This is a genomic window from Achromobacter sp. Root83, assembly GCF_001428845.1.
Lineage (GTDB): Bacteria > Pseudomonadota > Gammaproteobacteria > Burkholderiales > Burkholderiaceae_B > Achromobacter.
Map to the genome: position 1 here is coordinate 73,130 of NZ_LMIU01000023.1, position 12,722 is coordinate 85,851.

Here is a 12,722-nt window from a genome sequence, read left to right on the forward strand (position 1 = left end):
GTGGCATCTATACAAATATAAACCTGTAGGACTGCTGTCATCACGGCCACAAGCCTAGGATGACCCTGTTGTTGCAGCGAACCAAGGCCTGGCACGCATGATCCGGCCACAAGGAAGTTCTATCAACAAGGGGAAACCTAGCCATGAACCAAGGGCTTATACGTAGTTGCTGTCGCATTGCCGCCGGCGTCGCGCTAGTCGCGGCAGCCGGGTCCGCCAGCGCGGCCTGGCCGGATAAGGTCATCCACATCGTGGTGCCGTTCGCCGCGGGCGGGTCCACGGACCTGATCGCGCGCAAGGTGGCCGAAGGCCTGGGCCAGCGCCTGGGCGCCAACGTCATCGTCGAAAACCGGCCCGGGGCCGGCGGCACCGTCGGCACGGAGTACGTGGTCCGCCAGCCGCCGGACGGCTACACCATCCTGATGGGCTCTGTCAGCACGCATGGCAGCGCGCCCTGCGTGTATTCCAAGCTGCCCTACGACCCCGTCAAGGATTTCACGCCGCTGGCGGTGGTGGCGACCATCCCCAACGTGATGTCGGTGAACCAGTCCGTGCCTGCCCGCAATCTGCAGGAGTTCGTGGCCCTGTTGAAGAAGGAGCCGGAGAAATACTCCTTCGCGTCCAATGGACAGGGCACCTCCAACCACCTCGCCGCCGAGCTTTTCAAGACGACCGCGGGCGTATCGATGGTGCATGTGCCCTATCGCGGCTCGGGTCCGGCGTTGATCGACCTCGTCGGGGGGCAGATCAACATGATGATGGACGTCGTGATGACGTCCTACCCCTACATCAAGGACGGCAAGATCAAGGCGCTGGCGGTGACCTCACCGCAGCGGTCGCCCATGCTGCCCGATGTGCCCACGGTGGCCGAATCAGGCTATCCGGGCTACGAGGCCATGGTGTGGTTCGGCATGCTGGCGCCCGCCGGCCTGCCGGAGCCCGTGCGCGCAAAGCTGACCGACGGCCTGGTGCAGACCTTGCACGCGCCCGCCATGAAGACCTACCTGGAGCAGCAGGGCGCCCAGGTGTCGGACGTGGCCGGGCCGGCCTTCGGCGCCATGATCCAGGACGAGATCGGCAAATGGTGCAAGGTCGTGAAGAAAGCCGGCATCCGCCTGGATTGACTCCTTGACGCACCGCCGGCTGCGCGCGTGGCGCGGCCGGGAATCCTGTTGCCGCGAGGCGCGTCCTCGCGGCAATGCAAGACCGCAATTTTTCAGGAAAGAACGATATGTATCGCATAGGGATAGACGTCGGAGGCACGTTTACCGATTTCACGATGATCGACGAGGGCGCGGGCGTGGTGCACTTTCACAAGGTGCCTTCGACGCCGCACGATCCTTCGGAGGCCATCGCGACGGGCATCGGCCAGATGCTCGCGGACCATGACGTGGCACCCTCGCAGGTGTCGCACGTGGGACATGGAACCACGGTGGCGACCAACCTGATCATTGAACGCAAGGGCGCGCGCGTCGGCCTGATCACCACGCGCGGCTTTCGCGACGTGCTGGAGATCGGGCGGCAGACCCGGCCGCATCTGTATGACTACAGCGTGGGCAAGCCGCCCGTCGCCGTGCCGCGCGAATTCCGCGCGGAAGTCGACGAGCGCGTCAATGCCGCCGGCGAGGTGCTGACCGAGCTGGATGAGGCGCAGGTGCGCGCCGCCGCCCGCCGGTTCGCGCAGGCGGGCATCGAGGCCGTGACGATCTGCTTTCTGCACGCCTACCGCAACCCGGCCCACGAGCGGCTCGCGGCGCGGATCGTGGCCGAGGAAATGCCCGGCGCGTACATCAGCCAGTCGTCCGAAGTGCTGCCCGAATTCCGCGAGTACGAACGCCTGTCCACCACGGTGCTCAATGCGGCGGTGGGGCCGAAGATGGCGCGCTACCTGGAACGCTTCCTGCAGCGCGTGCGTGAACTGGATATCGCCCACGAACCGCACACCATCCATTCCAATGGCGGCCTGATGTCGATTGCCACGGTGCGCCAGTATCCGGTTCGTACCTGCCTGTCGGGACCGGCGGCGGGCGTGGTCGGCGCGGCCGCCGTCGGGCGCGCCATCGGCAGCCTGAACCTGGTGACGTTCGACGTGGGCGGCACTAGCACGGACGTCTCGCTGGTGTGCGAGGGGCGCCCGCTTTTTACCTCGCACCGCCACGTGGCCGGCTATCCCGTCAAGACGCCGATGGTCGACATCCACGTCATCGGCGCGGGCGGCGGCAGCATTGCATGGCTGGACGACGCGGGCGCGCTGAAGGTGGGCCCGCACAGCGCGGGCGCCGTGCCCGGACCCGTGGGTTATGGACGGGGCGGCCAGGAACCCACCATCACCGATGCCGAGATCGCGCTGCAGCGCCTGAACCCCGTCGCCCTGCTCAACGGGCGCATGCCGGTGCACGCCGAGGCCGCGCGCCAGGTCATCGAGCAGCGCGTGGCCCAGCCCCTGGGGCTGGACATGGAAGCGGCGGCCGAGGGCATCCTGCGCATCGCGGCGGCGAACATGAGCCGCGCCATCCGCGCCGTTTCCACCGAACGCGGCTATGACCTGTCGCGCTTCGCGCTGTACGCCTATGGCGGCGCGGGCCCGTTGCATGCGGTGGAGGTCGCGGAGGAATGCGGCATTCCCGTGGTGATCGTGCCGCAGGAACCGGGCACGATGTGCGCGCGCGGCATTCTGTTGAGCGATATCTCGTTCGACTTCGTGCAAAGCGAGATCTCGCTGGCCAGCGACGATAGCTGGCCCGCCATCTCCGCGATCTTCGACGGGCTCCGCGCGCAGGCCGACACCTGGCTGGATGAAGAACGCGTGGAACCCGCGCTGCGCGTGTGCCACAGTGCCATCGACGCCCGCTACGAAGGCCAGAATTTCGAGGTGCAAGTCAGCCTGGACGACACCGGCGCGGGCGCCTACGCGGAATTTGCGCGGCGTTTCGCGCAGGCCCACGAGCGCGAGTACGGCTATACCGTGGACGATCGCAAGGTGCAGATCATCAACTGCCGCATGCAGGCGGTTGGACAGGTGGTGAAGGCGCCGCTGGCGCCGCGCCACATCGGCGGCGAGTTGGACGACGCGAAGCAGGGCCAGCGCAAGACCTACTTCGGTCCCAAGCACGGCTGGCTTGAAACACCCGTGTACGACCGGGACCGCGTGCCCACCGGCGCGCGCTTCACCGGCCCCGCGCTGCTCGAGGAAATGAGCTCGACGACCGTGGTGGGCGTAGGCCAGCACGCAAGCGTCGACGAATACGGCAACCTGATCATCCGTCTGCAAGGAGGCTCGCATGATGAAGCCTGACCGAATTGAATCCTCCGATGCCGGGGCAAGCCCGGCCCTGTCCGACCCGATCGGTATGGAGGTGTTCTGCAACCGCCTCCTGTCCATCACCGAGGACATGAACAACACGCTGGTGCGCGCGTCGTTCTCGACCAATATCAAGGAGCGCAAGGATTGCTCCGTGGCCCTGTTCGACGCCGCGGGCCGGCTGGTGGCCCAGGGCACGCAGATCCCGCTGCACCTGGGCTCGCTGGACGGCGCGATGGGCGCCATTCTGCGCACTTTCGCGGCGGACGGCATCCGCGACGGCGATGTCTTCATCTGCAACGATCCCTATCTTGCTGATGGCAGCCACCTGCCCGACATCAATATCGTCACGCCGGTGTTCTGGGACGGCGCGCTGCGCTTTTTCGCGGCGAATATCGCGCACCATTCGGACGTCGGCGGCGCGGTGCCCGGCTCGATCGCGGGCGGCCTGAAGTCCATCTTCGAGGAGGGCATCCGCATCCCGGCCTGCCGCATTGCGCGCTATGGCGAAACGGACGAGGACATGCTGCGCCTGATCTGCGCGAACACCCGCGACCCGGAAGAGCGCGTGCTGGATCTGCGCGTGCAGATGGCCACCAACCGACGGGGCGCGGCGGCGGTGCAAGGGCTGATCCGCCAGATGGGCCTGGATGCGGTCCTGCGCTCCGTGGACGATGTGATTGCCTATACGCGGCGCAGATTGCTGAACCGCATCGCCGAGCTGCGTCCAGGCAGCTATACGTTCCGCAGCGACCTCGACGACGACGGCATGGGCGGGGACCCGGTGCCGATCCAGGTGACGCTGACCGTCAGCCCCGGCAACCTGCATTTCGACTTCGACGGCTCGGGCAAGCAGGCGCGGGGCGCCATGAACCTGCCGTTCAACGCCTTGCGCGCCTGCGTCTATTACGCCGTCAAGGCGCTGCTGGACCCGGACCTGGCGCCCAATGCCGGCCTGTTCGATCCCATCACCCTGTCGGCGCCGGTCGGCACCATCACCAATCCCGAACATCCGGCGGCGGTGGGCGCGCGTTCCATCACCGCGCAGAAGGTGGCCGGCGCGATCTTTGGCGCCTTCCGGGGCCTGCTGCCGCCGGAAAAAACGATGGCGTCCAGCAACGACTGCTGCCCCGCCATCGTGTTCTCCGGCCGCTGGCGCGAGCGCGCCGGGCATTTCGTCTATCTCGAAACACTGGGCGGCGGCGCGGGCGCGCGTTTCGACGCCGACGGGATGGACGCGGTGCACGTGCACATGACCAATACATCCAACCTGCCGGTGGAGGCGTTGGAGAACGAATACCCGCTGTTGATGGACGAGTACGCAATGATCCAGGACTCGGGCGGCGCCGGCCGCACGCGCGGCGGCATGGCGATCGCCAAGCAGATCCGCGCGGTGGGGCCGGGCATCGTGTTTTCGGCGCGCTCGGACAGCCATACGGTGGGCGTGGCGGCCGGCGTGGACGGCGGCGGCGATGGGCGCCGTGCGCGGCTGATCCGGAATTTCGGCACGCCCCAGGCGCAGGAACTGTTTTCCAAGACCGCCAACATTGCGCTGGAGCCGGGCGAGAGCGTGCGCATTGAAACCCCGGGCGGCGGCGGCTATGGCGCACCCGCGCAGCGGCCGCGGGCGCGTATCGAACAGGATCTGGCGGACGGCAAGATCAGCGCCGAGGCGGCGCGCACGGATTACGGCGTGTCCGCCTGACCGGGAGGCCGTGCGTCAGCCCACGTTGAGCGTCATGGAGTACTTCATCTTGTCGTGCGGGAACGTGGTGATGGTGGCCAGCAGCAGCACGCCGCCGTCGCCATAGTAGCGGCGGGTGATGACGAATCCCGCCGTGCCGGAGTCGACTTGGAGCTGCTTGGCGATGGTTGCGTTGATGGGGGTCGCCGAGAACTCCTGGTTGACCTCGGTGATGCGGTCGCCGAAGTGGTCTTCGATCAGCCGCAGCAGCGAGATCCGTGATTTCACGTCCACTCGCACGTCTGAATGCACGGGATCCGCGTAGATCAGCGTGCAGGCGGCGGCCGTGTCCTGGTCGTCGAGGGTCTTGATGGAATTGATATGCAGCCAGGGAAGGCCGGACTCGCAGCCCAGCACTTGCGCCAGGCGCCGGGTCAGCTTGACGGTGCGCACGTCCTGCACCAGCAGGGCGGCGTTGCGCGCGTACTGCAGCAGGTCCGGAAACTGCGATATGCGCTGTGTGAAGCGCGTGCTGGCGCGCGCGGTTTCCACGCGCGTGCCGACGCCTGGGCGCCGGGACACCATCCCGGCCACGGTCAGCATGCGGATGGCTTCACGGATGGTGTGGCGGCTGGCGCCGAATTGTTCGCACAGCTCGTGTTCGGTGGGAAGCAAGGTCATGACGGGATAACGCCCGGCGCTGATGTCCTGGGAGAGCGTTTGATAAATGCTCTTGTAGCGCGGCCCGCCTGCCGGGAGGGCGGGTGCCTGCGCGCCAGGCCGGCCGCGCGCTTCCCGCGCTCCGCCGGGGCTGGCCGTGCGCTCGGAGGATCGGGTCATGGGAAAGGCTCCTTGATTGTTTTATAGGGTTTGTACGGAAAATAACCGATTGACAAGGCACTCTGGCTGGATCCATTATTTGTCCGGACATTCATGTACGGACAAATTGTACGGCGGACATGAAGTCACCGGGCGACAAATCAGGCGGTTCTTGCAGTTCTCTTCCAATATCCGGGGGTTTTCATGAGCAAGGTACTAGCAGTGCTCGCAGCGGCGGCAATCGCCGCAGGGCTGGGCGCCAACGCGCAGGCGCAGCAGAAATTGGTGGTGGCCGGGTACGGCGGATCTTTCGAAGACATCATGCGCAAGGACATCTTTCCGCCCTTCGCCAAGCAGCACGGCGCCGAACTGGATTATGTGGCCGGCAACTCCACCAACACGGTGGCGCGCCTGCAGGCGCAAAAGAGCAATCAGCAGATCGACGTGGCCATCATCGACGATGGCCCCATGTATCAGGCCATTGCGCTGGGGTTCTGCGAACCCATCAAGAACCTGCCCGCGGACGATATCTACAGCACCGCCCGCTACAAGGATGACAAGGCAGTCGCCATCGGCATCGTGGCCACCGGCATCATGTACAACAAGAAGGTCTTCGACGAGAAGAAATGGGCTCCGCCCACGTCCTGGAAGGACCTGAAAGACCCCAAGTACAAGAAGCAGCTCGTCATCCCTCCGCTCAACAATACCTACGGCTTGCACTCGCTGGTCGAGTACGCCCGCGAAGGCGGCGGCGGCGAAAAGAACATCGACGCCGGCTTCACCACGTTCAAGAACGAGGTCGGCCCGAACGTGCTGGTCTATGAACCCTCGCCCGGCAAGATGACCGAGCTGTTCTCCAGCGGCCAGGCAACGATCGCCGTGTGGGGCAGCGGCCGCGTCAAGGCCTTCGCCGACACGGGCTTCCCGGTGGGCTTCGTGTATCCGCAAGAGGGCGCCTATGCCTTGCTGTCTTCCGTGTGCCCCGTCGCCAAGGCCAAGACGAACCCGCTTGCCCAGGCCTTCGTGCAGTACCTCGTGACGCCAGAGGTCCAGGAAAAACTGGCTTCCGCCTACGGCTATGGCCCCGTCAACAAGAAGGCCAAGGTGACCGACGATCCGCGCGTCCCGCTGCCTATCGGCAAGCGTGCCGCCGACCTGATCGTCATCGATTGGGACACGGTCAACCAGAACCGGGATGACTGGAACAAGCGCTGGACACGGGAAATCGAGCGCTGAGCGTCTGCGGGCAACGGGCGGCGCTTGCGCCGCCACCGGGAGCATTCATGACCTATCTTGTGCTGGACCGCCTGAGCAAACGCTACGGCGACACGACCGCCGTCGAAGACCTGAGCCTGTCGGTCACGCAGGGCGAGTTCATATCCCTCCTGGGCCCGTCGGGCTGCGGCAAGACGACCACCCTGCAGATGATCGCCGGGTTCGTCGAGCCCACCGGCGGCAGCATCGTGCTCAACGGCAAGGACGTCAGCAAGGTGCCCGCCAACAAACGGGGGCTGGGCATGGTGTTCCAGAACTACGCCCTGTTTCCGCACATGACGGCATCCGAGAACGTGTCCTTCGGATTGGAGATGCAGCGGGTGAAGAAGGATGAACGCGAGGCACGGGTGGCTGATGCGCTCAAGCTGGTCGGCCTGTCGCATCTGGCCGGCCGCCACCCGGCACAGATGTCCGGCGGGCAGCAGCAGCGCGTGGCGCTGGCGCGTGCGCTGGTCATCCGGCCCAGCGTGCTGCTGCTGGACGAGCCGCTCTCCAACCTGGATGCCAAGCTGCGCGAGGAAATGCAGTTGGAACTGCGCAGCATCCAGCGCACGGTGGGCACCACCACGATCCTGGTGACGCACGATCAGTCCGAGGCACTGGCGCTGTCGGACCGCATCGTGGTGATGAACCAGGGGCGTGTCGAACAGGTGGCGGAGCCGTTCGCTGCCTATGAAGGGCCGGCCAGCCATTTTGTGGGCGGCTTCCTGGGCAAGGCGAATGTGTTCACGCCGCAGGCCGAACAATACGAAAGCGAGACCCGCGCACGCATCGGCGAGGCGCATATCGCCATGGACGGCGCGCCCGTGCCGCGCGGCCCGGTGATCGTGCGGCCCGAGAAGATCCTGTTTTCCGAGCCCGCGGCCTGTGCCCTGCCCGGCCGCATGAAGACGCGCGTGTTCCAGGGCAACCATTGGCTGTGCCAGGTGGAAACCTCCGTCGGCGAGGTGATGGTGATCCGGCAGAACGACGGGGTGCCCGTGCCCGCCGAGGGTGAACCGGTGCATCTGCGCTGGCGCGCGCAGGACATGTGCGCCGTGTCCGCCGCCACCGGACCGCAAGGCCGCCCATCATGAACGCGCGCACCAATCCATGGGTGCTGAGCGCACCGGCGCTGGTGGTGTATGCCACGTTCCTGGTGGTGCCGATGGCGCTGGTGTTCCTGATCAGCTTTTTCGACTTCCAGTTCTACGGCGGCATGCAGGCCACCTTCACCTGGAAGAACTACATCGAGATCCTGACCGACAGCTACTACTACGAGATCTACGCGCGCACGTTCGGCGTCGCGGCGGCCGTGACGCTGGCGTGCCTGGTGCTGGGCACGGCGGAAGCCTATGTGCTGTCGCGTATGGCCAATCCGTGGAAGGGGTTGTTCCTGATGGTGGTGCTGGGCCCGCTGCTGATCTCGGTGGTGGTGCGCACGCTGGGGTGGGCACTGCTGTTCGGGTCGACCGGCCTGATCAACAAGGCGCTGATGGGCATCGGGCTGATCTCATCACCCATCGACCTGATGTACAGCAACCTGGGCGTGGGCATTGCGCTGACGCACGTGCTGGTGCCGTTCATGGTGATTTCGGTCTGGGCGTCGCTGCAGCGGATCAATCCGTCCACCGAGGCGGCCGCGCTGTCGCTGGGCGCCAGCCAGTTCACCGTGGTCCGCCGCGTCATCGTGCCGCAGGTGATGCCGGGCATCCTGTCGGGCGCGATCATGGTGTTCGCGATGGCGGCAAGCTCGTTCGCCACGCCAGCCATCATCGGCGGCCGCCGCCTGAAGAATGTGGCCACGGCCGCCTACGACGAATTCCTGAACACCCTGAACTGGCCGCTGGGCGCGGCGCTGGCGGTGGTGCTGTTGCTGGCGACCGTGGTGGTGCTGCTATCGGCCAACCGCATCATCGAGCGCAAGTACGGCGTCGTGTTCAATCAGGCGGGGGGCTGACATGCAATTCCGCAACGGTCCCATCGGGCTGCTCTTCCACACCCTGTTCATTCTCTTCATCCTGGCGCCCATCGTCATGGTGTGCGCGGTGGCGTTCACGTCGGAAGGCTTCATCTCGCTGCCATCCGGGGGACTGTCCCTGCGCTGGTTCCGCGCCATCCTGGACAACCCGCGCTTCATCGAGGCGTTCTGGTTCAGCCTGGGGCTGGGCACCTTGTCGGCCACGCTCGCGATCGGCCTGGCCGTGCCCAGCGCGCTGGCGCTGGCGCGCAACCGTTTCCGCGGACGCGAGGCCCTGGTGGCGTTCTTTCTTTCCCCGCTGATGATCCCGCATGTGGTGCTGGGCCTGGCCTTCCTGAAGTTCTTCACGACGGTGGACCTGGCGGGCACCTATGTGGGGCTGGTGATCGCGCACGTGATCCTGGTCATGCCCTACGCCTTGCGCCTGGTGCTGGCCTCGGCCGCCGGGATCGACCCGGCGCTGGAGCGCGCCGCGCAATCCCTGGGGGCGTCCAACTGGACGGCCTTCCGCCGCGTGGTGCTGCCCCTGCTGCTGCCGGGCGTGGTCAGCGGATGGGTCATTGCGTTCATCACCAGCTTCGACGAACTGACGATGTCGATCTTCATCGCCTCGCCGTCCACGACCACCCTGCCGGTGCGCATCTTCCTGCACATCGAGGACACCATCGACCCCTTGGTGACGGCGGTGTCGGCGTTGCTGATCTACGTGACGATCATTGCCATATTCATCCTGGACCGCGTCGTCGGCCTGGAAAAGCTGTTTGTAGGAAAGGGACGCTAATGACGGACGAGAAAGAACTGGCGCCGCGCGAGCCCGCGCACCGCGGCATCTACGATGCGGCGGTGATCGGCGGCGGGCTGGTCGGATCGGCGGTGGCCTACGGGCTGCGGCGCGAGCTGGACCATGTGGCCGTGCTGGACGAAGGCGACGTGGCCTACCGGGCGTCGCGCGGAAACTTCGGGCTGGTGTGGGTGCAGAGCAAGGGCATGGGGCTGCCGCGCTATGGGGTATGGACCATGGCCTCGGCCTCGGGCTGGCCGGAGCTGGCCGCTCGGCTGCTGGACGAGACCGGGGTGGATGTCCACCTGGAGCAGCGCGGGGGGCTGCATGCGCTGCTGAGCGACGAGGAAGTGGAGGCCCGGACCCAATTCATGAGCACCCTGCTGGCGCAGCCCGGCATGGCGCAGTACGAATGGAAGATGCTGGACCGGGCGGAAGTGGCGGACATGGTGCCGGGCATCGGCCCCGACGTGCGCGGCGCGACATGGACGCCGGTCGACGGCATCGCCAACCCCTTGAAGCTGCTGCGCGCCCTGCACATGAGTTTTGCCCGGCGGGCTGTGGATTACCTGCCGCGCCGTCCGGCGCAAGGCATCCGCCAGCGCGACGGCATCTTCGAAATCGCCACGCCCGCGGGCGCCGTGCGTGCGCGCAAGGTGGTGCTGGCGTCGGGGCTGTCCAACAAGGAACTGGGCCAGCAGGTCGGCCTGGACGTGCCGGTGCGGCCGCAGCGCGGCCAGATCGTGGTGCTGGAACGCACGCGCCGCATGCTGGAGACACCGCTGTCCACCCTGCGCCAGACGGACGAAGGCACCTGGCTGATCGGCGATTCCCAGGAAGAAGCGGGGTATGTGGACAACCTGGTGGGCCTGCCCATCCTGGGCACGCTGGCCGACCGCGCCGTGCGCACCCTGCCCGCGTTGCGCGAGGTCCGCGTGGTGCGCAGCTGGGCGGCTCTGCGCGTCATGTCCAAGGACGGATTCCCGATCTATCAGCAATCCGAGACCTGCCCGGGGGCGTTCGTCGCCACCTGTCATAGCGGCGTGACGCTGGCCGCCGCGCACGCGCTCAATCTGGCGCCCATGATCGCCGCGGGCAAGCTCGCCGACGACATGGCGCCCTTCTCGACCCGGAGGTTCCATGTTCAAGAGGCTTGACGAGGCGCAGCGCCAGGCGGCGGACGCGCCGGTGCGCGTAACGGTCAATGGGGCCGAGCTGCAGTGCCGGCAGGGCGACAGCGTGGCGGCGGCGCTTTTCGCCGGCGGCGTGCAGGCCTGTCGCGACACCGCGGTCAACGAGGTCCCGCGAGGCCCCTATTGCATGATGGGCGTGTGCTATGACTGCCTGGTCACCATCGACGGGCAAGCGAACCAGCAGGGCTGCATGACGGCCGTGCGGGAAGGAATGAAGATCGAGCGCCAGCTTGGCGCGCGCAAGGTGCAAGCATGATAGCGACGACGCAATGCGATCTGCTGGTGGTGGGCGCGGGACCGGCCGGGCTGGCGGCCGCGACGCTGGCCGCGAAGATGGGGGTGGACACCGTGCTGCTGGATGAGCAGCCGGCGCCGGGCGGCCAGATCTACCGCGCCATCACGACCACGCCCGTGACCGACCGCGGCATCCTGGGCGAAGACTACTGGCACGGCGCGACGCTGGTAGCGCCCTTCCAGCAATCCGGCGCGCGCTACGTGCCGGGCGCGACCGTATGGGCCGTGGCGCAACGCACCGCGCCCCAGCCCGAAGAGGGCTTCGAGGTCGCGTATTCGGTAGCGGGCGAGGCCCGCATCGTGCATGCGCGCCGCCTGCTGCTTGCCACGGGCGCGCAGGAACGGCCTTTTCCCATCCCGGGCTGGACCTTGCCGGGCGTCATCACCGCGGGCGCGGCGCAGATCCTGCTGAAGTCCTCGGGCATGGTGCCGTCCGACCGGACGGTGTTGGCCGGCTGCGGTCCGCTCCTGTACCTGGTCGCGTGGCAGTACCTGAATGCCGGCGTGAAGATCGATGCGCTGCTGGAAACCACGCCGCCCGGGCGCATGAGCCAGGCGCTGCCGAAGGTCTGGGGCTTTCTGCGTTCACCCTATCTGGGCAAGGGCCTGAAGCTGTTGCGCGCGGTGAAGGCCGCGGTGCCCATCGTCCGCGGCGTGACGGCGCTGGAAGCGCTGGGCGACGGCAAACTGCAAAGCGTGCGCTACACCGCGGGCGGGCAGACCAAGTCCTTGCCCGCCGAACAGCTCATGCTGCACCAGGGCGTGGTGCCGAATGTGAACCTGTCGCGCGCCGTGGGCGTGGAGCATCGCTGGAACGACGCGCTGGACTGTTGGGAGCCGCAGGTCGACGAATGGGGCGTGACGTCGGTGGACGGGGTGGGCATGGCGGGCGACGGCGCGGGCATCGCGGGCGCGCTGGCGGCCGAGCATCGCGGCCGGCTGGCGGCCTTGCAGGCCGCGCATCTGCTGGGCCGCATCGATGCCCGCCAGCGCGATCGAGAGGCCGTGGCGCCCCGCGCGGCGCTGGCGCGCGCCGTGAGGGGCCGCGAGTTCTTCGATGCGCTCTACAAGGCGCCAGAGGCCTTCCGGCGGCCCACGGGCGACACCATCGTCTGCCGCTGCGAGGAAGTGACCGCGGCGCAGGTGCGCGACACGGTCAAGCTGGGCTGCAGCGGCCCGAACCAGATGAAGGCCTTCCTGCGCTGCGGGATGGGCCCGTGCCAGGGCCGCTTCTGCGGCCTGACGGTATCGGAAATCATCGCCGAAGAGCGTGGCGTGCCGACGCAGGAAGTGGGCTATTACCGCCTGCGCTTTCCGACCAAGCCGCTGACCCTGGGAGAGTTGGCGTCGCTGCCGCAGACGGATGAATCCCGCCAGGCCGTCGTCCGTCTGAAAAAGTAGGCGGGATCCACCGA

General features: G+C 67.0%; 11 protein-coding genes. 10 read left to right on the forward strand and 1 reads right to left on the reverse strand.

Annotated features, from left to right (window positions below; translation table 11 throughout):
* The first annotated feature begins 143 nt into the window (after window positions 1-143).
* From ASE30_RS19945 to ASE30_RS19955, 3 genes are all read left to right on the forward strand, one after another.
* On the forward strand, window positions 144-1,124 hold the full coding sequence (locus ASE30_RS19945) for a tripartite tricarboxylate transporter substrate binding protein (protein ID WP_057286017.1): 981 nt from the start codon (window positions 144-146) through the stop codon (window positions 1,122-1,124).
* Window positions 1,125-1,231: 107 nt separating this feature from the next.
* Window positions 1,232-3,295, forward strand: a complete 2,064-nt coding sequence (locus tag ASE30_RS19950) for a hydantoinase/oxoprolinase family protein (RefSeq protein WP_057286018.1) — start codon at window positions 1,232-1,234, stop codon at window positions 3,293-3,295.
* Complete coding sequence (locus ASE30_RS19955) at window positions 3,282-5,006, forward strand: hydantoinase B/oxoprolinase family protein (RefSeq protein ID WP_057286019.1); 1,725 nt, start codon at window positions 3,282-3,284, stop codon at window positions 5,004-5,006. Before ASE30_RS19950 ends, ASE30_RS19955 begins: the two co-directional genes overlap by 14 nt.
* A 15-nt stretch (window positions 5,007-5,021) precedes the next feature.
* On the opposite strand, the gene ASE30_RS19960 is transcribed toward ASE30_RS19955, so the two are convergent.
* Window positions 5,022-5,825 (reverse strand): GntR family transcriptional regulator, encoded by an 804-nt coding sequence (locus ASE30_RS19960; RefSeq protein WP_057286020.1) that lies wholly within the window; start codon window positions 5,823-5,825, stop codon window positions 5,022-5,024.
* Window positions 5,826-6,008: 183 nt separating this feature from the next.
* Between ASE30_RS19960 and ASE30_RS19965 the strand changes: the two genes are divergently transcribed.
* From ASE30_RS19965 to ASE30_RS19995, 7 genes are read left to right on the forward strand one after another with little or no spacing between them, the layout of a single operon-like run.
* Entirely contained in the window at window positions 6,009-7,040 is a 1,032-nt protein-coding gene (locus ASE30_RS19965) for an ABC transporter substrate-binding protein (protein ID WP_057286021.1), read from the forward strand.
* A gap of 47 nt (window positions 7,041-7,087) precedes the next feature.
* Window positions 7,088-8,155: an ABC transporter ATP-binding protein gene (locus tag ASE30_RS19970; RefSeq protein ID WP_057286022.1), complete on the forward strand. Its 1,068-nt coding sequence runs from the start codon at window positions 7,088-7,090 to the stop codon at window positions 8,153-8,155.
* Complete coding sequence (locus ASE30_RS19975; protein WP_057286023.1) at window positions 8,152-9,018, forward strand: ABC transporter permease; 867 nt, start codon at window positions 8,152-8,154, stop codon at window positions 9,016-9,018. Before ASE30_RS19970 ends, ASE30_RS19975 begins: the two co-directional genes overlap by 4 nt.
* Window position 9,019: 1 nt before the next feature.
* The gene (locus tag ASE30_RS19980; protein WP_057286024.1) at window positions 9,020-9,820 is read left to right on the forward strand and encodes an ABC transporter permease; all 801 of its coding nucleotides are present in this window, start codon (window positions 9,020-9,022) and stop codon (window positions 9,818-9,820) included.
* Window positions 9,820-10,977, forward strand: a complete 1,158-nt coding sequence (locus ASE30_RS19985) for an FAD-binding oxidoreductase (RefSeq protein WP_057286025.1) — start codon at window positions 9,820-9,822, stop codon at window positions 10,975-10,977. Before ASE30_RS19980 ends, ASE30_RS19985 begins: the two co-directional genes overlap by 1 nt.
* Window positions 10,961-11,269 carry a (2Fe-2S)-binding protein gene (locus ASE30_RS19990; RefSeq protein ID WP_057286026.1) on the forward strand — a complete coding sequence of 103 codons (309 nt, stop codon included), beginning with the start codon at window positions 10,961-10,963 and terminating at the stop codon, window positions 11,267-11,269. Before ASE30_RS19985 ends, ASE30_RS19990 begins: the two co-directional genes overlap by 17 nt.
* Window positions 11,266-12,708, forward strand: a complete 1,443-nt coding sequence (locus ASE30_RS19995) for an NAD(P)/FAD-dependent oxidoreductase (RefSeq protein WP_057286027.1) — start codon at window positions 11,266-11,268, stop codon at window positions 12,706-12,708. Before ASE30_RS19990 ends, ASE30_RS19995 begins: the two co-directional genes overlap by 4 nt.
* Window positions 12,709-12,722 lie beyond the last annotated feature (14 nt).